The organism is Streptomyces sp. NPDC014676 (assembly GCF_043084105.1).
In the GTDB taxonomy this organism is placed as follows: Bacteria; Actinomycetota; Actinomycetes; order Streptomycetales; family Streptomycetaceae; genus Streptomyces.
In genome coordinates this window covers 41970-65706 of record NZ_JBIBZI010000021.1, presented here as the reverse complement: position 1 = coordinate 65706, position 23737 = coordinate 41970, and the positions used below count along the sequence as shown (strand labels likewise).

The 23737-nt window shown below is 68.4% G+C and carries 18 protein-coding genes and 4 pseudogenes; 12 read left to right on the top strand and 10 right to left on the bottom strand.

All coding sequences use genetic code 11. The features are described from left to right. Nucleotides 1-213 precede the first annotated feature (213 nt). Nucleotides 214-1362: an amidohydrolase family protein gene (locus tag ACF1DX_RS36150; protein ID WP_391795385.1), complete on the top strand. Its 1149-nt coding sequence runs from the start codon at nt 214-216 to the stop codon at nt 1360-1362. A 406-nt stretch (nt 1363-1768) separates the two neighbouring features. Here ACF1DX_RS36150 and ACF1DX_RS36145 read toward each other — a convergent pair whose 3' ends face one another. Then, nucleotides 1769-2089, bottom strand: a complete 321-nt coding sequence (locus ACF1DX_RS36145) for a hypothetical protein (RefSeq protein WP_391795384.1) — start codon at nt 2087-2089, stop codon at nt 1769-1771. Between the two features lie 189 nt (nt 2090-2278). Between ACF1DX_RS36145 and ACF1DX_RS36140 the strand changes: the two genes are divergently transcribed. Further along, complete coding sequence (locus ACF1DX_RS36140; protein ID WP_391795383.1) at nt 2279-2446, top strand: hypothetical protein; 168 nt, start codon at nt 2279-2281, stop codon at nt 2444-2446. Nucleotides 2447-2641: 195 nt separating this feature from the next. Further along, a pseudogene (locus ACF1DX_RS36135) lies at nt 2642-2818 on the top strand (IS1380 family transposase); the annotation flags it as partial. An 8-nt stretch (nt 2819-2826) separates the two neighbouring features. Here the strand turns inward: ACF1DX_RS36135 and ACF1DX_RS36130 are convergent. Continuing rightward, nucleotides 2827-3759: an NAD(P)/FAD-dependent oxidoreductase gene (locus ACF1DX_RS36130; RefSeq protein ID WP_391795382.1), complete on the bottom strand. Its 933-nt coding sequence runs from the start codon at nt 3757-3759 to the stop codon at nt 2827-2829. Between the two features lie 95 nt (nt 3760-3854). Here ACF1DX_RS36130 and ACF1DX_RS36125 point away from each other — a divergent pair, with 95 nt between their 5' ends. Together ACF1DX_RS36125 and ACF1DX_RS36120 are read left to right on the top strand one after the other, a co-directional pair. Further along, entirely contained in the window at nt 3855-4769 is a 915-nt protein-coding gene (locus tag ACF1DX_RS36125) for an AraC family transcriptional regulator (protein ID WP_391795402.1), read from the top strand. A 132-nt stretch (nt 4770-4901) separates the two neighbouring features. Further along, a pseudogene (locus ACF1DX_RS36120) lies at nt 4902-5478 on the top strand (transposase); the annotation flags it as partial. A gap of 75 nt (nt 5479-5553) precedes the next feature. On the opposite strand, the gene ACF1DX_RS36115 reads toward ACF1DX_RS36120, so the two are convergent. Both ACF1DX_RS36115 and ACF1DX_RS36110 read right to left on the bottom strand, forming a co-directional pair. After that, nucleotides 5554-6429, bottom strand: a complete 876-nt coding sequence (locus ACF1DX_RS36115) for an alpha/beta hydrolase family esterase (protein WP_391795381.1) — start codon at nt 6427-6429, stop codon at nt 5554-5556. Between the two features lie 15 nt (nt 6430-6444). Further along, on the bottom strand, nt 6445-7338 hold the full coding sequence (locus tag ACF1DX_RS36110) for an alpha/beta fold hydrolase (protein ID WP_391795380.1): 894 nt from the start codon (nt 7336-7338) through the stop codon (nt 6445-6447). 93 nt (nt 7339-7431) lie between these two features. Here ACF1DX_RS36110 and ACF1DX_RS36105 point away from each other — a divergent pair, with 93 nt between their 5' ends. Continuing rightward, entirely contained in the window at nt 7432-8004 is a 573-nt protein-coding gene (locus ACF1DX_RS36105; RefSeq protein WP_391795379.1) for a TetR/AcrR family transcriptional regulator, read from the top strand. 291 nt (nt 8005-8295) lie between these two features. Continuing rightward, nucleotides 8296-9072: pseudogene (locus tag ACF1DX_RS36100) on the top strand (transposase family protein); the annotation flags it as partial. A 725-nt stretch (nt 9073-9797) separates the two neighbouring features. On the opposite strand, the gene ACF1DX_RS36095 reads toward ACF1DX_RS36100, so the two are convergent. From ACF1DX_RS36095 to ACF1DX_RS36085, 3 genes are all read right to left on the bottom strand, one after another. Then, nucleotides 9798-10358 (bottom strand): hypothetical protein, encoded by a 561-nt coding sequence (locus ACF1DX_RS36095; RefSeq protein ID WP_391795378.1) that lies wholly within the window; start codon nt 10356-10358, stop codon nt 9798-9800. Nucleotides 10359-10365: 7 nt separating this feature from the next. Beyond that, nucleotides 10366-10707 (bottom strand): DUF427 domain-containing protein, encoded by a 342-nt coding sequence (locus ACF1DX_RS36090; protein WP_391795377.1) that lies wholly within the window; start codon nt 10705-10707, stop codon nt 10366-10368. Between the two features lie 589 nt (nt 10708-11296). Continuing rightward, the gene (locus ACF1DX_RS36085) at nt 11297-12610 is read right to left on the bottom strand and encodes a ricin-type beta-trefoil lectin domain protein (RefSeq protein ID WP_391795376.1); all 1314 of its coding nucleotides are present in this window, start codon (nt 12608-12610) and stop codon (nt 11297-11299) included. Nucleotides 12611-13349: 739 nt separating this feature from the next. Between ACF1DX_RS36085 and ACF1DX_RS36080 the strand changes: the two genes are divergently transcribed. The 5 genes and pseudogenes from ACF1DX_RS36080 to ACF1DX_RS36060 all read left to right on the top strand — a co-directional run bounded on the left by ACF1DX_RS36080 (nt 13350) and on the right by ACF1DX_RS36060 (nt 20197). Beyond that, entirely contained in the window at nt 13350-14801 is a 1452-nt protein-coding gene (locus ACF1DX_RS36080) for a glycoside hydrolase family 43 protein (RefSeq protein WP_391795375.1), read from the top strand. A gap of 202 nt (nt 14802-15003) precedes the next feature. Continuing rightward, complete coding sequence (locus ACF1DX_RS36075; protein WP_391795374.1) at nt 15004-15801, top strand: alpha/beta fold hydrolase; 798 nt, start codon at nt 15004-15006, stop codon at nt 15799-15801. A 365-nt stretch (nt 15802-16166) separates the two neighbouring features. After that, nucleotides 16167-17350 (top strand): annotated as a pseudogene (locus ACF1DX_RS36070) (pyridoxal phosphate-dependent aminotransferase). A gap of 178 nt (nt 17351-17528) precedes the next feature. After that, a complete protein-coding gene (locus tag ACF1DX_RS36065) occupies nt 17529-19397 on the top strand; it encodes a cytochrome P450 (RefSeq protein WP_391795373.1) in 1869 nt (622 codons plus the stop codon). A gap of 41 nt (nt 19398-19438) precedes the next feature. Beyond that, nucleotides 19439-20197: a hypothetical protein gene (locus ACF1DX_RS36060; protein ID WP_391795372.1), complete on the top strand. Its 759-nt coding sequence runs from the start codon at nt 19439-19441 to the stop codon at nt 20195-20197. A 112-nt stretch (nt 20198-20309) separates the two neighbouring features. On the opposite strand, the gene ACF1DX_RS36055 is transcribed toward ACF1DX_RS36060, so the two are convergent. The 3 genes from ACF1DX_RS36055 to ACF1DX_RS36045 all read right to left on the bottom strand — a co-directional run bounded on the left by ACF1DX_RS36055 (nt 20310) and on the right by ACF1DX_RS36045 (nt 23733). Further along, complete coding sequence (locus tag ACF1DX_RS36055) at nt 20310-21158, bottom strand: alpha/beta fold hydrolase (RefSeq protein WP_391795371.1); 849 nt, start codon at nt 21156-21158, stop codon at nt 20310-20312. A gap of 51 nt (nt 21159-21209) precedes the next feature. Further along, the gene (locus ACF1DX_RS36050) at nt 21210-22055 is read right to left on the bottom strand and encodes an alpha/beta fold hydrolase (protein ID WP_391795370.1); all 846 of its coding nucleotides are present in this window, start codon (nt 22053-22055) and stop codon (nt 21210-21212) included. 157 nt (nt 22056-22212) lie between these two features. Beyond that, nucleotides 22213-23733 carry a long-chain fatty acid--CoA ligase gene (locus ACF1DX_RS36045; protein ID WP_391795369.1) on the bottom strand — a complete coding sequence of 507 codons (1521 nt, stop codon included), beginning with the start codon at nt 23731-23733 and terminating at the stop codon, nt 22213-22215. Nucleotides 23734-23737 lie beyond the last annotated feature (4 nt).

Genomic DNA, 23737 nt, shown 5'->3' with positions numbered 1-23737 from the left:
GGGATGGCGAGGCGGTGCTCGGCGTCCCCTGCAGCTGCGGGTGCGTCTACGCAAGACATCCCACCCGGCGTGCTCGAGGTCACGGGACGGGTGTACCTGACGCAGCCGGAGTACCGATCGAGTGGATTCCCGGTCGTGTGGGCTTCCCGGGCGCCCGTGACGAGCTATGTCTTCCGGTAAGTCACCATCTGAGAGAAGGGTTCCTGACACCCGATGAACGCCTTCCCCACCCCGCGTCGGCGCCGCATCGGTGTGGCAGTCGGACGCTACGCCCGCAAGCGTTTGGCCATCGCGGTAGCCACCCTGGCCGCCGCATCCGTGGCGGCGTCCCCGGCAGGAGCCGGCTCCACCTTGGTTGCCGCAGACTGCTTCGATCGCAGGACGCAGCCCTATACCTCGCAGGTCGACGGACACCTCCACTTCCGGCCCTTCGGCGGCAAGGCCATTCCCTTCGACGAGGTCGTCTCGTATCTGAGGAAGAGCGGTGTCCACCACGCCAACATTTTCGGCATCGGCCAGAAACTGCCCGCCGACTCCGACTGCACCTACTACCTGGACTGCCCGGGCACCCCGGTGCTGCCCAGCATCAAGAACGACGTCGTGAACGGTGAGAATTACCTGGAATCGCAGCCCACTGACCCACACCTGACGTTGTCGATGACGTCCTTCGACGTGGCGAACCCCGAGACCATCCCGGCGGACCTCGCCATGTACGACGAGGAGTTCCCGGGGCAGTTCCGCTGGGGCGGCGAGCTCAATGTGGTCAAGGCGGCCCTGTTCCACAACCATCACGAGCCGACCACGCCCGAGGACATCAACCAGTGGGCGAACTTCATGACGGTGCTGGAGGAACGGAACATCCCTCTCACCCTCCACTCGGATCTGGGCAACGATCAGCACCCTGCGAAATACCTGCATCTACTGGAGCGCGTGCTGGACCGCTACCCGCGCAACAAGATCGTGTGGGCGCACATGGGCCTGTCGAAGGAGCTCGCGACGATGGACCCACGCGTCCACATCGCCATCACCAAGCGCCTCCTCGACGAGCACCCGAACCTGACGCTCGACCTCAGCTGGCGCGTCCTGCACGACCAGTACTTCACCAAGCCGGCAGTGCGCAGGCTTTATGCGACATTCCTCAACGCCTACCCTTCCCGGGCCATTCCGGGGACGGACTTCGTGGCGTCGGCCAACAAGGACTACGCCGTCTACAAGGAGGAGTTGGAAGTGACGAGCCGCATCAACAAAGACCTCAGTGACGAGGCGTTCCGCGGCATCGCCCTCGGGCAGAACTACTTCGACCTGCTCGGTCTGAAAGACCGTGCTCCGCTCATCTGCAGGGCTCGGCCAGCCACCGGCTGAGGCTCGCCGGTGGTGAGAAGGTGTGCAGGCGGCGGTAGTGCGCGTTTGCACGCCTCCTGGCAGAAAACCGGCTGGGTTTGCCGCCAGACATGTCTGCACCGCCGGTCGGCCCGTTGTGCGATCACCGTGCGGATGTCGAATCCGCGCAGGTGGTACGGAATCCGCTCGGGTGACGGATCCGCCGGCAGAGGAGGACACTGCGGGCCGGCGAACTCGATCCGCACCGCAAGGAGCTGCTGCGGTGGCTGGAGCAGCGATCCGGTGAGCTGCGCTCTCACCTCCAGGCCCCACCATAGGTTTCCGGCCTGATCGACGCACACCTGAGCGCTGCCATCGTTCTCGTTACCCAGCTGTCGCCTCTTGACGTCAGGGACGGGGCTCAGGGCGCTGAGAATGCCCTGAGTCGCTAGGACGGCCACACGACGGCGGTGCCGGCGGGCAGGGTGCGGGTCTGGCCGCTGCGCAGCCAGTGGTCGCCGGCGATGGGGGTCCGGCACTTGTTGTCGGTCACGTAGGACGGCTGGTCCGTCCTGTTGACGAAGGTTGCGTCTCCCTTGGTGGGGTCGCTGGCGTAGCAGGTGCGGCCGGTCGGGTGGGTACAGGCGGTCGTCTGGCCGTTCTGGGTGAGGTACAGGGTTCCCGTGGCCGCGCTCGCGGGGATGGTCAGTCCGACGGTGAGCAGACCGGCGGCGGCCGGCGTGCCGAGTGAGGTGAGGATCTTGCGCATGGGGTTCCTCTCGTGATGATGGGCATTCTTCTGACGCCTGCCTGGACCGTAAGTCTGATTGGCCGGTTGCGGGGCGGGGCCCTGCGGGGCGGGGGGGGGCGGCGCGTTGGAGCATTGCCGGAGGCGCAGCTCTCATTCGACGGCGACTGCGCGCGCCGCTGCGTGCTGCCTGTGGTCGGTGAAGTTGGTGTGGCGAGGCTCTGCCTGGCCGCTCCCCGAACGGTCCTGCCGGGCCGCTACGCCCCTGCCAGGCGCTTGAAGTACACGGGCTGCAGCACCACCCTGTTCCAGGCCGTCGGCCGCGCGCTCGCCGAGCTGCTCACCCCTCCCACGGCCGCGCACCCCTGGCAGGGATGAGCCTTCTGACCTCGGGCTTTCATGCGGCAGCTGTCCGGTGGTGATCAGAAGCGCGAAGAATGCTCCTGAACTGCAACGATGGGACTTGTCTAGGTGTCAGGTCGTCGCATGAAAGGAGCACTCTCCAGATGAAGGAGCGTATCGGGTCCTATCTGCCCGCACCGGAGGCGGTGGTCGGGGGGCTCCCGCTGGCGGTTGCTGCTGGTGGAGACGATCCATAAGGCCGGTGTGGACAGGGCGATAACAGCGGTACTGGCGTCATGGCGCGAACCACGGATGGTGCTCGACCCGGGCAAGGGCCTGCTGGATGTGGTCCTCGCGGTCGCACTGGACGGTGACTGCCTTGAGGGCGTCGGTCTGCTGCGTTTTGAGAAGGGGCTTCAGTAGCCTGCGGCAAGTTGCACAGCGGCGGCGGCGCCGGCCAGGTAGCCCGACGCCATGGCGGCCGCCATGGACGGCGGGACCGAGGTGGCCGCATCCCCGGCCGCGTACAGCCCGGGGACGCCGGTCCGGTGCATTGCGTCTACTTTGATCGCCTCGACGCTGAGCATCTCGTCCGGTTCGGTCAGGGACGCTCCGAGGTCGCGGGCCAGCGTGGAGCGCTGGTAGAGAGTCGTCTTGACCAGCAATGCACCAATGGGGAGTTCTCCGCCGTCGGCGAATACGGCGGACCGCAACTCGGCCCCTGGCCCGTCGAGGCCGGTGATCGGCCGCTCGTCGAGGCCCACTCCGCCGACGGCCAATTGCTCGCGGTGCTGGTCGGTCAACTCGCTGCCGTTGGTCAGAAGCGTGATCCGATCGCTCCAAGCACGGAGGTTCAGCGCTCCGTGCACGCCGACCGCGCCCTCCGCAAGAACACCCATGGGGCGATCGCTGACTTCCCAGCCGTGGCAGAACGGACAGTGGAAGACCGAATGACCCCAGCGCTCGTTCATGCCGGGCAGCGGTGGATAGCGGTAGATCATTCCTGGGGCCAGGACCATGCTCCGGGCTCGCTCACGACGGCCGTCGCTGAAGGTCACAGAGAAGCTTCCGTCGTCCTCCTGCACGCCATGGACGACCTCGCCTCGGCACAGCTCGACGGACGGGTAGGCCATAAGTTCCGCGCGCCCTGCGGCGTAGAACTCAGCGGGAGGGCGTCGATCGTGTCCGAGCAAACCTCCGATACCCGCGGCGGCGAGGTTGCTCTGCTGGCCGGCGTCGATGACCAGGGTACTTCGCCGGGCCCGGACGAGTGTGAGCGCGGCACTCATCCCGGCGGCTCCGGCGCCGACCACGATGCAATCCCTCATGCCGGTGTCGTTTCCCTTCATAACACTCACCGAACCAGCTGCTGACGTGCGCGTACATACACAGTTGGTGCGGCTGAATACGAGCTTGTACGGCGCATAGAATCGAGCGGGTGGACATGATCAGTCAGGCGATCACCAGCCTCCGGGTCGGACGTGGAACCGTCCGACGATTCCGGCAATCGGGTTCGTGGGGTATGCGGTACTCCGGCTTGACCGGGAGCGGTTTCCACGTGGTCCTCCGGGGCAGCGGCTGGCTCATCGCCGTTGATGCGCCACCCGTCGCACTCCGGCCGGGCGATGTCGTCCTGATCACGTCTGGAGCAGATCACGGGCTCAGCTACGCTCCGTGTGCGCTTCGCGGGCTGCCACAGGTGGTGTTGAGCCTGGACCAGCCGGTTTCCGGCTCCGCCGACTTCGAGTTCCTCTGCGGCGCCTACCGGTTGGACCATGGTCAGGTGCACCCGTACCTCGGGGCGATGCCGGACCTGCTCGTGGTGTCTCCCGACTATGAGCGGTTCCCGGCGTTGCGATCGGTCGTCAGCCTGCTCGACGACGATGCGTCGCAAGCGCGAACGGGGACGGAAGTGACTCGGTCGGCGGTACTCGATCTGATGCTCGTTCATATCCTGCGCCAATGGGTGGAGGATGAAAGCTCGAAGGGCCGGCCCGCAATATCCGACCCGGCTATCGCCGCCGTACTGCACACGATCCACAACAGTCCGCAGACGCAGTGGACGGTTTCGCAACTCGGCGAGACTGTGGGTATGTCCCGGACGGCGTTCACGAGACGCTTCACGTCAGTGGTCGGCAAGCCGCCCATGACGTATCTGAGGGACTGGCGACTCAGTTGTGCCGCGCGCCTGCTTCGAGAAACCGACACATCGCTGGCCGCGATAGCCCGGCAGATCGGCTACTCGACGGAATTCGCTTTTGCCGGGGCGTTCCGTCGCGAGTACGGCGTCTCACCGGGTCGGTTCCGCCACCGGGAAAAAGGTAATAAGGTACCCCATCAGCAGTCCAGCTGGAGATGACGACAAGCATCACGTAGAGTCACACGGCAGGGGTGTCCGGTGGGTGATCAATAACGCGGAGAGTACTCCTGACCTGCAACGACGGGACTTGTCTAGGGTCCTGTTGGCTGCAGGGAAAGAAGCATTCTCCAGGTGAAGAAGCGTATCGGGTCGTACCCGCGTGTCCGCATCGAGGGCGGAGGCCGGGCGGTGGTCTCGCAGGCCGGGGGCGTGCTGCTGGTCGAGACCGTCCGCGAGGCCGGCCTGGCCACCGCGATATCCGCGGCACTGACACCGTGGCGGAAGGCCCGGGCCGTGCAAGATCCTGCTGGACGTGGCCCTGGCGGTCGCGCTGGGCGGCGACCGCCTCGCGGATGTCGCCATGCTGCGGGCCGAGTCGCCCGTGTTCGGGCCGGTGGCCTCCGACCCGATGGTCTCCCGCCTCATCGACACTCCTGCAGCCTCCGGCGAGAAGGCCCTGCGGGCCATCCGTGCCGCACGGGCTGAAGCCCGCCGCCGTGTCTGGCGGTTGGCCGACCGGGAAGCTCCTGATGCGGACGGAACGGTGACCGTGGACCTCGACGGGGTGCTGGTGATCGCGCACTCGGACAGCGCCTGCTCCTGGCGCACCGTGGGCCGCAGAAGGAACGTGCAGGCACGCATCACCCCAACCACCCCCCGTCGCCATCACACGGTCACAGCCAGTCCAGACAACCTAGCGGGCCCCACTGACAACCGTGCGAATTTTCCGCCGGTGGACCGCCAGCCGGCCGCATTCGGCCGCCCGATTGCGCCGGCAGACGTTTCAGAGGTCGAAGAACTGGGTGATGAGATCTGCTGTGTCGAGTTGGTGGCTGGTCTTGCCGATGAGCGCCGGGGCGGAGGAGGAGGGTGCGGGAACGGTGTGGCCGCCGCCGTGGATGGTGTAGAGGACCACCGGGGGGACACCCTCCGCCTCATAAGTTGTCCGTTCGACCTCGGTGGGGTCGGCCGTGGTCTGCTTCGGCAGGCGGGTGGTCGTGGGTTCGGTGGTGATTCCGTTGCGCTCGGCGAAGTAGCGTGCGGTGCGGGTGGTCGACCAGGTCGGGCCGCCTGCTTTGAAGATGGTGCGCAGGGCCCAGTTCATGGTGCCGCCCTGGTAGGAGACGATGGGGTCCTTGGTGCCGTGGATCAACAGGACCGGCAAGGGCGCCCGAGGTGTCTGACTCGCGAGGAAGTTCTCCGGTGCGGGCATGGTGGCGGCGATCACCGTCGCACCCGCCAGCAGGTCAGGGGTTTCATGGGCGAGCCGGATGACCATCTGGCCACCGTTGGAGTACCCGACGGCGTAGACCCGGCCGGGATCGATGCGCCGGTCTGCTGCGAACGTGGCGATGACCGCACGGGTGAAGCCGACATCGTCGATGTTGGCTTTGCGCGCCGGGAAGTGGCTTTCGCGGCGGGCGTCGTTCCAGTTGCCGCGGTAGCCGTCGAGGTAGGCGACCAGCGCGCCGCGGGCGGCGAGCGCGTCGAAGACGCCGCCAGTGAAAGCACGGTGCTTGTCACCGGTCTGGCCGGAGCCGTGGAACACGAGAATCAGCGGCTTGGCCTCGCCCGGCGCTGCGCTGCCGACGAGAGTGAAGGTGCGGGTGGTCCCGGCGACGGTGACACTGCCGCGGGTGGCTGTGAGGGTGCTGGGCATGGTGTTTTCCTCGGCTCAGGCGAAGAAGTCGATCAGGGTGCGGGCCATCCATTCAGGGGCTTCCTCGGGCAGGAAATGCGCCGCACCCGGTGCGATGGCGCCGCTGGTGTTCGAGGCAACCTGCCGCACCGCCTGCTCGACGCCATCACGCATGCCGTGCTCGCCCCCGATGGCCAGAACCGGAATATCCAGGGGTCCCTCGGCAGCCAGCGCGACTACCTGGTCCCCGGACTCTCCCGCGCGGTAGAACTCGAAGCTCGCGTGCAGGGCGGCGGGGTCGCGCAGGGCATCGACGTAGACGTCGACCGCGGCCTGAGGGATGGCGTCGGGAGATGCGGCTTTGGTGGCGAACTGGTAACCGAAGTAGATCTCCTCGCGGCCCGACACCATGCGCTCGTTGATCTCGGCCAGACGGTTGAAGACGAAGTGCCAGGCCAGCTCGTTGACCTCGGGAGGCATGAGCAGTGGGGGCATCGGGGTGAAGCCGGCCAGGACGGCCTCGGCCAGCACGAGCTTGCTCACCCGGTCACGATGGCGGGCGGCGAGCACGTATCCGACCATCATCCCCATGTCGTAGCCCGCGACGTGGAAACGGTCGTGACCCAGGGAGGTCATCAGGGCGGCCATCTCATCGGCCACCGTGATGGCGTCGTACCCGGTGGCCGGCTTGCTGCTGGCACCCATGCCGCGCATGTCGGCGGCCACGACCGTGAAGTGCTCGGCGAGAGCGGGCATCACCAGCCGCCAGCCGTACCAGAACTGCGGCCACGCCGGCAGCAGCAGGAGTGCCGGGCCGCTCCCGCCGACCACGGCGTGCAGTTCGACCCCGTCGACGTCGACAGTGTGGCTGGTGAAGGTGTCGCCGAATCCGGCGGGAAGGTGCGGGACGGCGTCTGCGGTGAAAGGCATCGGTGTCTCCTCGTACGGGACCCAGCCGTAAACGGATGAGTCATCCGCTTCAACGTAGCACAACCGGATACCTCATCTGGTTATGGTGGGGATATGAGCACGCCACCGCTGCGCAAGGACGCCGCCCAGAACAGGAACCGCATCATCGAGATCGCCCGGCGATACGTCGATGACGGCAGACCCCTGCAGCTCAACGATGTGGCGCGGACAGCGTCCATCGGCGTGGCCACCGTCTACCGGCACTTTCCGACGCCGGAAGCCCTGCTGGAGACCATCGCGCTGCCTACCATCGAGAAGCTGCTGCAGCAAGCCGAGCATGCAGTGGCCGGGGATGACCCGTGGATCGCGTTGCGTGAGTTCCTCGCCGCGGCGATCGAAGTCCTGCTGACCGACCCGGCGGTCCCGCCCGTGTTCGCCGCGGCCACCGACACCCTGGAGCACACCGGCGAGCTGAAACGAAGGCTCGCCACAGCCTTCGCTGAACTGCTGGCACACGCGCGCGCGGCCGGAGTGATCGATCCCGGCGTCACCGAGTCGGACATGACCCCTTTGATGTGCGGCATCGCCTACGCCGCGAACATCCACAGCGCCCTCGACCCGACCGAACGAGCCACCCTCGGCCTGCGCTACCTCGACCTGCTCCTCACCGGCCTGCACCGCTCCTGATGGCGACTGCTCTCGGTATGGAGCAGCACACCAGGGGGTCAGTCACGGCAGTTGCAGACGCTGCTGCCAAGCTTCACGATCACGGTGGGGTGTCACCGTATGTGCGTCAAAGGTGGTGGCGAAGGCGGGCGCGGTGTTGGTGGCAATGTGCAGCATGACGGCGGCCCTCGCGGCCGGACTGCCACGGCACCGCCAACTCCCCAAGCAGACGGACGAGGTGACGCCGAGAGATCCCAGTCAACAACCGATGCGCCGGCACCGCACGATTGACCGTGGTCGCCGAGGTGGGACAGAAAACGGGCCGCGGGTGCCAGCGCCCGTCACCAGATGGTGTTCATCGACCGGCTGGTGGCCACGTTGATCCACCTGCGCCGTGTTCTGCCGCACTCGGTGCTCACGCTGCTGTTCGGTGCCGACCGCTCCACCATCACCCGCGACCAGGGAGACGCGCCGGCCCTCGGCCGAGCGGGGGTGCGCGGTCCCCGACCGTCCCCACCTGCGTCTTCGGACGCTGACGGGCGTGTTCGCCTACGCCCCTGCCGAAGGCGTGGAACTGCCGCGGGACGCCACCGAGATCCAGGTCCGCCGGCCGCCGGCCAACCACGGCGGTCGCCGCGCGTCTGTCTCGGGTGAGAAGAAGCAGAACGCGATGAAGGCCACCGTCATAACCGACTGGCGGGGACGCACGGGCATGGACCGATGCCCTGCGGCCTGGACGTACGCACGACGCCACGGCCGCCCGCACCGAAGGCATCACCGTCCGCCTGCGACACTTTCCCTGACGCCGAGGTCCTCCTGGACAACGGCTACCCGGGCCTGAGCCGCGACCACCGCGGGCAAGCCGTCACACCGCCCGGAAAACCCCGGCCCGGTGCATCACCCGGCAGAGTCGATCAGTGCGAACGCGACCGTCACAGCCACCCATCCGACCGCATCACCGTCGAACACGCCCTCGCCGACCACATACGCCGGAAACAACTGACGCGCTGGACACACCGCCGCGACCACCTGCCCGACACCTACCGCGCCAACTCCGGCCCCGTCTCCGACCGCACCGACAACACCTGAGAACAGGCCACGACCAAGCCACACACTCCTCACCCGCTATCACGCACCGACTCGTGAGCCCCGAGCCGGAACGTCAGGTTGTCCCTCCCCGACGACGGACGGCCTGGACCGGCCGGCCCGCCCGCTGCGGGAACTGAGCCGTAACGAGACGCACCACCACCGGTGCGTCGATAGCCACCCGCCGTCGTGCGGCTTGGCGATCTCAGTCACGGCGCGCGAGCCTGCCGCGTGCTCCCCCGGGGCTCAACCGCTTTCCCACCGCACCCGACATCGGCATGTCGGCTTTATGAGCACGTTCCTGGACGACGGAGGCACGACAGCTTCCGAACGTGCGGCCAGTGACTGACCTCTCGCCAGGAGGGGCGAATACGATATCTTCCGGGAAAGTGAGACCTGCCCCGCGTGCCCCATATCGTGGCTTCACGTGACCGACTCCGAGATCGAGATCACCGCAGACCTGGTCCGAGACCTGCTGCTGGAGCAACATCCAGACCTTGCAGGGCTGACCGTCCCGGTGGCGGGCGGCTGGGGCAACCAGATGTGGCGCCTCGGTACGTCCAGGCTGTGCCAGGGCCGCCGGAGTGCGCCACGCAGACGGGGCCCCGGCCGGCGATGCGGTAGACCTGCCGGACGCCACCAACGGTGATCTCGCGAGTACTCAATGCGCTTACGGTGTCCAACTTGTTCTCCGATCAGGACGGTGCTGACCAGACCGGATGCCCGGGTTACCGGGAAAGTTCGCTCAGGTGCGGAGATTTTTCGGGTCGGGTGCCCGGGTGGAAGAGAGTGACCGAGCGAACCCGCCCTTGGTGCAGTGACTGCAGCCACACCGCGTTCGGCGGGCAGTGGCTGGGGTTCGCGGGCGGGCTGACGAGTTCGGGTTCCCAGATGAGCACGTCGCCGGCGACGACGTCGATCAGGCCGGGCCTGACGCCAGCCGCCAAGTCGTCCTCCCTCGCCCGGACGGCCAGTGCCGCCCCGCCGCTGACGGTCGAGGCCGGCACGGTCAGCTGAGCGTCGGGCCACCACAGTTCGCCCACGGCATGGTGGAAGTCACCGCGCGCCGTGGCCCCCATGGCATCGGCGGCTTCCGTCCGACGGGCCTCGATCCGTTCCGAGACGTCGGCGTAGGCATCATCGGCCATGGCACGCAGCGCGGTTGCGAGCGTGCGGTGGGCGTGATGCAAGCGGCTTCGCATCGTGCCGACCGGGATGCCGCAAACGGTGGCGATGCCGGCGTAGGGGCGCACGCTGCTGAAGTTGGGACGACGCATTGTCCAGGTCACGACATGCTCATGCGACCTCCACTTCGTAGAAGGAAAGGTGGTTCGCGATCTCGGCCACCTCGGGCTTCGGGTCCGCGTACGCCCAGGCCAGGTTCGGCGCGTCCGGCACCGACCAGTAGGAGGCATCGCCCTTGAAGGGGCAGTGCGTAAGGGCGTCGGACGGGGTCAGCAGGTCGAGGCGAACGTCCTGGGGCGGGATGTAGTACGCGTCGGGACAACCCGGCTCGCGCAGCACCAATGCCCCGTCGCTCTCCGCCAGCACCTGCCCGTTTCGCACCACGCGCACGTGCCGACCACTGGGCTCGACGGTGATGCGATGTCCCGCACGCCGAGGAAGTGCCTTGGTCATGGTCGTCTCCTCTGGTGATAGGTCCTGCTCGAGTCAGCACGACGGGGCACCGAGTTCTTCCCGCGGTCGTGAAAAGGCATGGCAAAGGCACGCGTATTCGGCGGTTGTTCTCTCCCTGCCGATCCCGACAAGGTCCGCACCGCTGCGGGCAGGGTTTCACCGAACCCGCTGCACGTTGCGACTGCGCTTCGGCGCCCACGGGACCGGCGACCTCGACACGCTGAACCTTCACTGCGGTCCTGGGGGTTGCTGCGTGCGGGCGTGCGGGCGAGTGTCTCCGAGCGCTCCCCGCACCTCGCTCGTCGACAGCCCGAGGCGCGCGAGCACCTCCTGGTGGGCGCCCATCCGCATGTTGACCTGCCAGCGGGGCTGCGAGCCGAGACGCCGCCCGTGGTCTCGCGCAGGGGGCGACGCCCGTACCGAAATCTCAGTGCATCGGACATCCGCTGGGCGCCGTCGTCGTGGGAGCCGACGGCCGTGCAGGACCGCCGGAAGGACACCAGACGACGGGAACACGTCGGCTGGGTCCGGCTGATGGGGGTGTTCGCGCACGGGTCGGTCCGGCCGGCGGCCGGACCGACCCCAAGCGTCAGGCGGCCGGGGTCCAGCGCTGCGCGGCTGCGCCGTTGCAGTCGTAGATCTGCAATTGGGTACCGTCCACCGTTGAACTCCCCGGGTCGTCCAGGCACCGCCCGGACTGCGGGTTGATCAATGAGGAGTTCGGGCCCGTCACCCAGCGCTGTGCGCCGGTGCCGTTGCACGACCAGAGCTGGACCTTGGTCCTGTTGGCGGTCCCGCCGCCGCTCACGTCGAGACAGCGGCCCAGGGCCCGCAGCGTACCGCCCGCGCCGGGACCGTAGGTCCAGCGTTGGGCGCCTGTGCCGTTGCAACTGTAGAGTTGCACGGGTGTGCCGTCGGCGGTGCCGGAGTTGCGCACATCGATGCACTTGCCGGCGATTCCCGAACGGAAGGCCACCGTGTCCGTCTGGCCGCTGGACTCCAGAGCGGACTGCACGAGCGTCGCCGCCGCTCTCATCCCCGCCTCGTTGGGGTGGTAGGTGGCACGGCCCGCGGCCGGGCGGTACGACTCTACCCAGGGACTGGCCGAGCATGCGTCGTGTCCGCGGCTCGCGGCGGCCAGATCGACCAAGGTGGCCCCCGTGGAGGCCGCCGCGGTCGCCGTGGCCCGCGCCAAACGAGAGGCGATGCTGCGCTCGAATGTCGCCTGGTTATCGGTCAACGGGACGTTGGCGCACACCCCGGAGGCCGGCAGGAGGGTGAAGTAGTTGACCAGGTAGACATGTGCCTGGGGTGCCGCGCCGCGGATTGCCTTCACGACACTTTCGATCCGCCCGGCCAGCGCCGGGAAGGTCTGATCGATCGCGTTCCGGTCCACCGTGCCGCAGTTGGTGCCGCCGCTGGTCTGGCAGGAGTAGGTGTTGATGCTGCCGAGGTAGTTGACATCGTTGCCACCGATCGTGACGGTGACCACCCGGGTCGCCGCGGTCACGGCCTGCACCTGCGGCGGAAGGCCGGACTGACTGGTGGTCAGCACGTTCGCGGTGGTCGCGCCGCTGCACGAGACGTCCGTGAGGTTCGCTCCGATCTCGCGGGCCACGATGCTCGGGTAGTTGGCGGCCGACCGGGCGCACGTGGTGGCACCGGCGCTGTCCTGTATCGGTGGGATTCCCGGCCCGGCCGCGAAGGAACTGCCCATCGCGACGTAGTCGAGGCCCAAGGTGACGGCCGCGAGCTGCGGCTCCCCCTGTGCCTGCGCGGTTCCCTGCGCCGAGGCGGTGGACGCCGTGGCGGCGACGACTGCCGCACAGGCCGCCGCCAGGGCGACGAGAGCGCGCACCGACACCGGTGCGCGTAAACGGTTCTTCGGGTACGGACCCGCCATCGGCTTCCTCACAGTGGGTAGGGCACAGCCGGGCTCGGGGACAGCGCCCGGCCGGACGTGGCTGGTCCGGACCTTAGCGGGCGTCAGGATCCCGGCCAAGACCGCGGGCATTTCCTGTGCGGGGCGCGCGGGCCACCGGTCTTGGGCCACGTCGGGGGTGGACAGCGGACCACGGGCGGATCGTCTTCTGCGGGTCACGGTCCGGACGGCCGAAGATCACACCTGGATACAGCGGTTCCTGGCCGAGCCGGCGGCCGGGTATGGAAGAGCGTCCGTGTCCGGCAGGGGCGCGGACGCCGGAAGGAGACGTTCGCCGTGCAGGTGCGGCGTCGGGTGCGGGCGACGACCGCCGATCGTGGTGAAGCCGTCAGGGTGTCGCGTTCGTCATGACGGGTCTCGGGTCCCTGGTCCGGACCGGCGAGGCGGCTCAATGACCAGCTGCGCCCGGCGCGAATGCGGTGCTCATCGCCCGAAGTCCAGCCGGTGTCACACGGTCGGGGCCCGGCTTCCGAAGGGCCTCGTGCCTCGGTGGCCCGGCCTCTTTCGCCCGGCCGTGTTCTCACCTGCTCGTCCCCCGGCCGAGGGAACACGAGCAGTGCACCATGGCACCACCGGCGCCTGGCATCGATGGCTCCCTGCCTCTTTACATCGATGAAATTCCCGTGGTGCCATAAGCCCGCCCACTCATGTCGTGCCCACGCCATGGCCGGGTCCTTCTGGCAGAAGTAGGGAGACATCCATGCGCGCTCGGTTCGTCACCACATTGGTAGCCGCCCTGTCCGCCCTGCTCCTGGGCCTCGTCTGGTCGCCGCAGGCCACCGCCACCCTCACCGAGGGTGCGCGGTCCGCCGCGGCGGTGGGAGGAACGTTCCGCAATCCGCTCAACACCGGCCCCGACCCGTTCGTGACGTACACGAACGGCGCCTACCACCTCACCACAACACAGGGCGACAGCATCAAGATGTGGCGCTCCCCCTCCCTGAGCACCCTTCTCAAGTCCGACCCCATCACGGTGTGGAGAGACACCGACCCCTCGCGCAACAAGAACATCTGGGCCGCCGAGTTCTACCGCTTCAACAACCGCTGGTACATGTACTACACGGCGGACGACGGGGTGGACGAGCGCCATCGGCTGTACGTCCTGGAGTCGGACGCCGACGACCCTGCCGGGCCCTACCACTTCAAGGCGAAGCTCACCCCGCCCAACCACGTCGACGACTTCGCCATCGACCCGGGGATCCTCCAGCACAACGGCAGGCTCTACCTGGCCTACAGCGGCATCAACGCCCACCAGCACAACGGCCTGAACATCGCGCCCATGTCCAACCCGTACACCGTCTCCGGCAACGCCGTGGCGATCAACGGGGCCGGAGGCTGCCCCGAGGTGCGGGAAGGCCCGGAGTTCCTCTACCGCAACGGCCGTACCTGGATGACGTACTCCACCTGTGACACCGGCAAGCCGGACTACCAGGTGTGGATGATGTCCCTGCCCAGTGGCGCCGACCCCCTGGTGCCCGGCAACTGGCAGCAGCACAGCGGTCCCGTCTTCTCACGCAACGACGCCAGGGGCGTGTTCGGCCCCGGCCATCACGCCTTCTTCCGCTCCCCCGACGGGACGGAGGACTGGATCGTCTACCACGCCAAGACCACCTCGGTCTTCACCTACTCCGACCGCACCACCCGTGCCCAGAAGATCAGTTGGCGTGCCGACGGCAGCCCGGACCTGGGTGCTCCCCTCGCCCTGGGGGCCACCCAGAACCTCCCGTCCGGCGACCCCGGCTCGGGCAACCACTGGATCAACGACGACGGCCGTTCCAGCGGGAACGGCACGGTCACCTACCAGGGCGCGTGGAACTCCGGCACGGGCTGCGCCGCGCAGTGCTTCTGGAGCGACGATCACTGGAGCGACCGGGCCGGCAACACCGCGACGTTCACGTTCACCGGCACCCGGATCGCGCTGCTGTCGGTGAAGGACACCGGCAACGGCATCGCGGCCATCCGCATCGACGGCGGCGCCGAGCAGCGCGTCGACTTCTACGGAGCCATCCGCACCGGAGAGACGCTTCAGTACCTCAGTCCCCGGCTGGCGTACGGCACGCACACCCTTCAGATCCGGGTCACGGGGGAACGCAATCCTTCGTCCTCTGCCGGGTTTGTGAGCGTGGACCGTGCCGAGGTCTACACGGACTGACCCTGCCACCTCGGCTCACCGGCCGCCCCGACGACCGCGCAGCGGGCCGTCGCGGGCGGCCCCACACTGCGAGGGAGAACGTTCGGTTTGACAGGGTGCCGACAGCAACGTCTAATGCGGTGTACCGAACGTTCTACCTCATAGGGCGTCGGTCCGGGCCGGTCTGCCGACCTGCTCTTCCTGCTGCCCGATAGGACACCTCATGCGCATCCGTATCTCTCGTCGTGTCGCGCTCGCCGCCGGCGCCCTCGCCCTGCTGGGCGCCGCCACGGCTCCGGCCGTGGCGACATCGGACGGCGATCAGACCACCGCGCCCAAGCCGACCGTCGTCCTCGTCCACGGAGCCTGGGCGGACTCCTCCAGCTGGTCGCCCGTCATGGAGCGGCTGCGCGAGGACGGCTACCCGGTGCGAGCCATAGCCAACCCGCTGCAGGGCCTCACCAGCGACACCGCCTACGTCTCCAGCTACCTGTCCGCCATCGACGGCCCCGTGGTTCTGGTCGGCCACTCCTACGGCGGTGCCGTGATCACCAACGTCGCGGCCTCCGACCCCGACGTCAAGGCCCTCGTCTACATCGCCGGTTTCATCCCCGCCAAGGGTGAGACGGTCGGCGAACTGGCCGCGAAGTCCTCGCCGCCCATTCCGCTGGTTACCACCAACGTCCCGGGCGGCACGGAGGTCTCCATCGCCCCGGCTCACTTCCGGGAGGCCTTCGCCGGTGACGTCGACAGGACCACGGCCGCCAACCTGGCGGCGGCGCAGCGACCCGCCAACCTCAAGGCGGTGACCGACGCCAGCGTGGCCGAGGCCTACCGGAACGTTCCCTCCTGGAGCCTGATCACCCGCCAGGACAAGGCGATCGCTCCCGACCTCCAGCGTTCCATGTCCAAGCGGGCCAACGCGCACATCGAGGAGGTCAACGCCTCGCACGCCGTGATGATCAGCCGTCCCGGCGCGGTCACGAAGGTGATCGAGGACGCGTCCCGCGGCACCCGCTGACGCATGCGTCCGGCTCCACTTGCTGGAGCCGGACGACAGTCCGTGAGCGGATGGCGGGCCCGGCACGGCACTGTCGTAGGCCGGTTCGAGCGAGACGTCGCCCACGGTGTCCAGCACGCGTCTGCGAAACGCCGCGGGCGGTGAAGCACGCGTGCCGGAGTCGATCAGAACCTTCCATGCGGTGAGAATGACCGAGAAGTCAGCCCTCGTCCCGTGTCGGCGCACTGCGTCCTGTCAGCGGAGTGACAACGCGGGCCCGCCCGGCTGTTGGGCCTTCGCGCATCGCCTGCCCGTTCGGGTGATCTGCCCCGCCGTCGCCTCAGCGGACCATCGTCCCGTCCGCACCGCCGAGGAGAGGGTGGCAGATGGCTGGCAGGCCTTTGCTGAATCGTGCGCTGGCCGGGCTCGGGACGACCGTCTTCGCGAAGACGTCGGCGCTCGCGGCCTCGACCGGCGCGATCAACCTGGGCCAGGGGTTCCCCGACACGGACGGGCCCTCCGCCGTCGCCGAGGCCGCCGTGCGCGCCATCCGCGAAGGGCGGGGCAACCAGTATCCACCCAGCATCGGGACGCCCGCGTTGCGAGCGGCCGTCGCCGAGCACCAGATGAGGTTCTACGGGCTCGCCTACGACCCGGACACCGAGGTCGTGATCACAGCCGGTGCCACCGAGGCGCTCGCCGCCGCGCTGCTGGCCCTGCTGGAGCCCGGCGACGAGGTCGTCACCCTCGACCCCGCCTACGACGCGTACGCGGCGTGCCTCGCCCTGGCCCGTGCGGTCCGGGTGCCCGTCGTGCTGCGTCCCCCGCCTTCCGGCCGGACCCCGATGCCCTGCGGGCGGTCATCACCCCGCGCACAAGGATGCTGCTGCTGAACTCGCCGCACAATCCGACGGGCATGGTGCTGACTCCGGACGAACTGCGCGCCGTTGCCGAACTCGCCGTCGAGCGCGACCTGCTGTTGGTCTCCGACGAGGTCTACGAGCATCTGGTGTACGACGGCGCGCGGCATCACCCGATCGCCGCGCTCCCGGGGATGCGCGACCGCACCCTGACGATCTCCTCCGCGGGCAAGACGTTCTCCTTCACCGGCTGGAAGGTCGGCTGGGCCACCGGCTCCGCGGACCTGGTCACGGCCGTGCGCACCACGAAGCAGTACCTGACCTTCGCCGGTTCCGGACCGTTCCAGTACGCCGTGGCCGAGGCACTGCGGCTGCCGGACGCGTACTTCACCGGCCTGCGTGAGGAGATGCGCGAACGCCGCGACCTGTTGTCCGACGGCCTGGCGGCAGCCGGCTTCGACGTACTGCGGCCCGCCGGGACCTACTTCGTCAGCGCCGACATCGGCCCGCTGGGCGAGGACGACGGCGTGGCGTTCTGCCGTTCCCTGCCCGGGCGTTGCGGCGTCGTGGGCATCCCGCACTCCGTGTTCCACGCGGTTCCGGAAGCCGGACGTTCCGTGGTGCGCTTCGCCTTCTGCAAGAAGGTGGCCGTGCTGGAGGAGGCGGTGCTGCGGCTCAAGGAGCTCGCGCGCCCCGGCACCACCGGGTAGCCCCTGGGCCGGGTCGTCCGGGTGTGAGCACCGACCCCGGCCTGCTGCCCGGCACGCTTCCACGCACCACCACGCCCCTGGCGGCCACGCCCCGGGCCGGCCGTGTTCCGGGGCGCACCCGTCGGTGCGCCCACGCCCCGCGGGCCCCGTCTGGAACGGCCCCGGACCGAGGAGGATCATGCCCGACCGTTCCCTGCCCACACACTTCCCCTCCGGGCCGCCCGGGAGACCGACGCCACACTGGCGACGATCGCCCGGGAGGTCGGGTACGCGACCGAGTTCGCGTTCTCCGGGGCGTTCACTCGCGCGTACGGCGTCTCACCCGGCCGCTTCCGCCGCAGCCCGGCTCCCCTGGTCCAGCCCACCGCCGTCGAGAACCGACCTCGTCCCGAGGTACCGGCCGGCGGTGAACCGGGGGTTCACGCGTGCCGGCCCCGCGGCTCCCGAGCCCGGTGATCCACGCTGCTGCTCAAGGCAGCGGCTCGCACCCCGCCTGGACCCGGCCCTGAACCCGAACGCGTGGCACTTGTCGAGCACGCGATGTCCCGCACGCACGCTGAGTTCTGGCAGCCGGCCGCCGGTCCCCGGGCATAACCGCCGGGGCCTGTCGGTTGTACGCGCTGAAGATAGTGTAATGAACGTTCACTACCTTGCGAGGAAGGCGAGACGATTCATGGCAGGCGTCGTGCAGTTGAGCGAGCACCGAGACCGGCCGGAGGGCGAACCCCCGGTGCTTGCCGGCCGGCTTCCCCTGGTCGGGCACCTTCCGAAGTTGCTCAAGAACCCACTCGCCTTCCTGGCGTCGCTGCCGAAGGAGGACGAGGTCACCACCGTCTTCATCGGTGGACAACCGATCTACTTCCTCACCTCTCATCGGCTGGTCCGGTCGCTGCTCACCGGGAAGTCCGGGGCCTTCACTCGCGGACTGGTCTTCGAGAAGGCCGCCAAGGTCTTCGGTCAGGGCATCATCGTGTCCGACGGTGAACAGCACCACCGGAACCGGCGGTTGATCCAGCCGGCCTTCCACCAGAGCAAGATCGAGCACTACGTCGAGATCATGCGGTCCGTGGTCGAGAAGAGAACCGGCGCCTGGGAAGCGGGGCAGCCCTTCACCCTGAATGCCGAGACCTATGAGACGGCGGTCGAGGTACTGACGCGAACGCTCTTCCGGTCGGACCTCGCCGACAGGGCGGCCGGAAACGTCAAACGGGCGTTCCCGGGGATCGTCGCGGGCATCAGCGCGCAGGCGCTCTATCCCTTCCCGTGGATGGAGAAACTGCCCCTTCCGGTGAACCGGCGGTACGAGCGCTCCGCCGCCCTGTTCCACGACGTCGTCAAGGCGGTGATCGCCGAACAGCGGAAGAACCCCGCGCAGGACGACAGCCTCCTGGGCACCCTGATCAGCGCTCGCGACGAGGACAACGCCTTCAGCGAGGAACAACTCCGGGATGAGACCGTCACCATGCTGATCGCCGGCGCCGAGACCGTCTCGACGACGCTCGCCTGGTTCTTCCACGAACTGGCCCGTCATCCCGAGGTCGAGCAACGGCTGGTCGACGAACTGCAGACCCGGCTCGGTGACAGGCCGATCTCCTTCCAGGACTTCCGCCAACTGCCCTACACGGCCGCCGCGATCAACGAGGCCGTGCGGCTGCACCACCCCAACTGGTTCCTCTCCCGCCGAGCCGTGTCCTCGGTGACCCTCGGAGGCCATCGCATCCCCGCGGGGGGCGAGGTGGCATTCAGCCCGTCGACGATGAACCGGGACCCCGAAGTCTTCGACGACCCGCTGCGCTTCGACCCCGACCGCTGGCTCGACGGCCGGACGGATGACCTGCCTCGCTCGGCCTACATGCCGTTCGGCGTCGGGAGGCACAAGTGCGTCGGTGACACCTACGCCCTGGCCGAACTCACGGTTTCCATCGCCTGCATAGCCCGCCGCTGGAAGCTCACCCACCAGCCCGGAAAACGCGTCCGCGAAGTCCCGTGGACGACCGTCCAGCCGGCCGACCTGGTCATGGTCGCGCAGCCTCGGCGAAACGCATGAGTGATGTCCGTCGTGACCGCGCAGACCTTGAAGCAGGGGCGATGCCCGATCAGCACAGGAAAAGAAGGATCCCACTCCCGTTCCGCATACGCGGACATCCGGACGAGGAGGCGATCCAGCGCAGCGGGGAACAGTGGGCCGCGCAATACGGACTGCTGACGGACGCACGGGCGTTGGACCGGTTCCGCCGCCACCGGATCACCGGCCTGATGACCGCCGGCTGTGCCGCGGCCGACGTCGACATGGCGTCCCTGGTCGTCGAGGTCGCCACGCTGGCCTTCTTCCTCGACGACCAGCAGAACAACGCCGCCCGCACGGACCGCGCCGCGGCGTACGACAGTCTCAACGCACGCCTGCGTGCGGTGATTCTCGGCGCTGACGTCGGCGCGGAGGACAATCCGTTGGTCAGAGCCCTGGCCGACGTGCTGGAGCGTCTCGGGGTACGGGCCTCCGCCGGCTGGCAGGCCAGGTTCCGTCATGACCTGCTCATCGCCTTCCAAGGACATGAGGCGGAGAACGTCTTCCGGCGGAACGCCGACGTCCCCGCTGCCGACGGCTTTCCGTCGATGCGCCGGGAGGCCTCCTTCTGCTATCCGCTCCTCGACGTGCTCGAACTGTGTCAGGAGATCTGGACCTACTACCAGGCTTTGGTCACCGTGGAGGGTGACCGGATGACGTTCTCCAGCGTTGAGCACGGGTACCGGCCGATTCCGGTGGGCAGTTCCGACGGATTCGTGTACGCGGTCCGTGTCTCCGGCGACAACAGCGTGCCGGAACTCACCTGCGAGGCCTGCGCCTGAGGCGGCAGGGCGCCCGCCACCGTGCACGGCGACGGGCGACACTCATCCGGCTGCAGCCAGGGCGGCCACTGTGGCTACGGGCGGCTGCCGGGCGGACCGGAAGCGCGGACCCTCAGCGGTTCTCGTGGTCGGCTTCCTCGATCAGACGGGTGACCACGTCAGGGTGGCTGACCATGACGGCGTGCGAGGAGTTGACCTCCACCGTGTGGGCCTTGGCCCGCTTCGCGAAGTAGCGCTGCAGTTCGGGCTCGCCCGCCTGGTCCTGCTTGGTCACGAGGTAGTAGCTCGGCGTGTCGTGCCACGCCGCCGCAGTGCTCGGGGAGGAGTTCGCGCCCTTGTCGAGCGGCCTCTGGGCGACGGCGAGCGCCGCGGCGGTCTCCGGGTCGACATCGGCGGCGAACGCCTTGCGGAACTGGTCCTGCTTCAGGTAGACGTCCACGCTCTTGGTGCCGTCGGCGGCGACGGTCGGAATCTCGAAGGCCGGCAGCGGCGGCAGCGTGTGCTCAATGGGCAGGCCGGAAGGCCCGTACGCCGGTTCTCCCGCGTCCGGAACCAGGGCCGCCAGGTACACCAGCGCCTTGACGTTGGGGTTGCCCGCCGCCGCGTTGCCGATGACCGCGCCACCGTAGGAGTGGCCCACCAGCACGATGGGACCGTCGATGCTGCGCAGTACGTCCTTGGCGGCAGCGGTGTCGGTGGGCAGGCCCCGCAGCGGATTCGCCACCGCCCGCACCGGATAGCCGTCGTGCGTCAGCCGCTTGACGACCTTGCTCCAGCTGGAAGAGTCGGCGAACGCACCGTGCACGAGGACCACGGTCGGCTTGGTCTCCTTCACGGCCGAATCCGTCGCGCGTTGCGGGGCCGGGCTCTGCGACGCGGAGGCGGGCACCGCCAGCACAGCGCCGGCCGTCACGAGCGCGGCGGCGCCGACGGACAGCAGGGCGGGAAATCGACGAGCCATGGAAATATCACTCCTCTGTGAAACGGACGCTTGCGTGGATCAGGCAAGGGTTCAGCGCGTCTCGTGGTCGGCTTCCTCGATGAGACGGGTGACCGCGACCGGGTGGCTGACCATGACGGCGTGCGAGGAGTTGACCTCCACCGTGTGGGCCTTGGCCCGCTCGGCGAAGTAGCGCTGCTTCTCGGGCTCGAGGATCTGGTCCTTCGCGGCGGTCAGGTAGTAGCTCGGAATGTCGTGCCAGGCCGCCGCGTCGCTGGTGGAGCCGTTCGCGTGGGCGTCGAGCGGCCGCTGCGTGACAGCCATCGCAGCCGCGGTCACCGGGTTCACGTCGCCGGCGAACCTCTTCGCGAACTGGTCCTGCGCCAGGTACAGGTCGGCGCTCTTGGTGCCGTCCACGGCCACGGTCGGGACCGTGACGACCGGCAGCGGCGGCAGCGGGTGCTCGACGGGGATCTCCGGCCCGGCCGCGGACTCGCCCTTGTCGGGGACCAGGGCCGCCAGGTACACCAGCGCCTTGACGTTGGGGTTGCCCGCCGCCGCGTTGCCGATGACCGCGCCACCGTAGGAGTGGCCCACCAGCACGATGGGACCGTCGATGCTGCGCAGTACGTCCTTGGCGGCAGCGGTGTCGGTGGGCAGGCCCCGCAGCGGATTCGCCACCGCCCGCACCGGATAGCCGTCGTGCGTCAGCCGCTTGACCACGCCGGCCCAGCCGGAGGAGTCGGCGAGGGCACCGTGCACCAGGACAACGGTCGGCTTCGCCTGCTGGGCGGCCGGCTTCGTGACCGTATCACCGGACGGGTTCGGAGCGGCGGAGGCCGGAACAGCCACCGCGGCACCGACCGCGACGAGCGTAGCCGCACCGATGGACAGCAGGCCGTTCATGCGACGAGACATGGGGATCATCCTTGGGTTGTAAAGAACGTTCTGTCTCATGAACCCTCGCAAGTTCGGCGGAGCGAGTCAATACAGAACGTTCTACCTCCCTAGTGGCGATCACCTCATGACTTATTGATCACACGCGAACTGACGGAAGCTCAGCCGAGTCGCGGCGTCAGATCTCCCGTTTGAGGATCTTTCCGGTCGCGGTCAGCGGCAAGGAGTCCCGGAACTCGACGATGCGCGGGTACTTGTAGGCCGCGAGGCGCTCCTTGGCCCAGGCCGAGATGTCGGCCTCCGTCACGTCGTCGTGGTCCTTCTTCCTGACGACGACGGCCTTGATCTCCTCGCCATGGGAATCGTTCGGGACGCCGAGCACCGCGACCAGGGAAACCGCCGGATGCGTCATCAGCAGTTCCTCGATCTCGCGCGGGTAGACGTTGAAGCCGCCGCGAACGATCATGTCCTTGGCGCGGTCGACGATGTGGTAGAACCCGTCGGCGTCCTTCCTGGCGATGTCACCGGAGCGGAACCAGCCGTCCCTGATGACCTCTGCGGTCGCCTCGGGCCGGCCGTAGTAGCCCTTCATCACGTTGTGGCCCCTGATCGCGATCTCCCCGACCTCGTCGGGGCCGTCGGCCACCTCGGACCAGTCCTTGGCGATCAGCTTCATCTCGACGCCGGGGACCGGTACACCGATCGACCCGACACGCGGCTGTTCGCCATACACGGAGAACGACGTCACCGGCGAGGTCTCCGACAGTCCATAGCCCTCCAGGACGGTCACACCGAACCTGCTCCGGAAGTCCTTGTGCACCTCGGCGGGCAGCGCCGAGCCACCGGACACCGCCACCCGCAGGTTCGCCGCCAGCGCCGACACGTCCACCCTGTCGTCCAGCGCACCCAGCAGGGCCCAGAACATGGTCGGCACACCGGCGAAGAAGGTGACGGTCTCGTCGAGCATCACCTTGAGCGCGGCCCGCGCTTCGAACCGCGGCAGCATGACGAGGGTGCCGCCGAAGGCGACCGCACCGTTCTGGACGACGGTCTGCCCGAACGAGTGGAACAGCGGCAGCACACACAGGTACGTGTCCGGCCTGGCCTCGTCCGCAGCGAAAATCTCCTTGCCCACCAGCGCGTTGTCGCGCATGTTGCGGTGCCGCAGCTCCGCGCCCTTGGGCCGGCCCGTGGTGCCCGAGGTGTACAGGATCACCGCGGTGTCGTCATCGGAGACGTCCGCCGTCTCAAACACGGTCGGCTGGTCCGCCCAGGGCGGTTGGATCGCCGCGGTCGGCATCAGGAACAGGGTCCGGCACTTGTCGCTGTCCTCGTACGCCTCTTGCGCCCACTCTCCGATGGGGAGGTCCGGCGTGCCTTCGAAGGCGAAGTAGGCGACGGCGTCGGAGTCGTCGAGGTGGTAGGCGATCTCGCGCGGCTTGAGCAGCACGTTCAACGGCACCACCGTGGCACCGGCCTTGAGGATGCCGAAGTAGACGACCGGGAAGTACGGCAAGTTGGGGCATGACAACGCGACCTTGTCTCCCGGACCCACCCCGCCGGCCGCGAGCAGGTTGGCGACCTGGTTCGAAGCCTGGTCGAGCCGACTGTAGGAGAGCCGGCTGTCGCCGAGCACGATCGCCGTGCGGCCAGGGTGCTCCGCGGCGGTCGCGGTCAGCAGAGCGGCGAGGTTCGTCATGGGG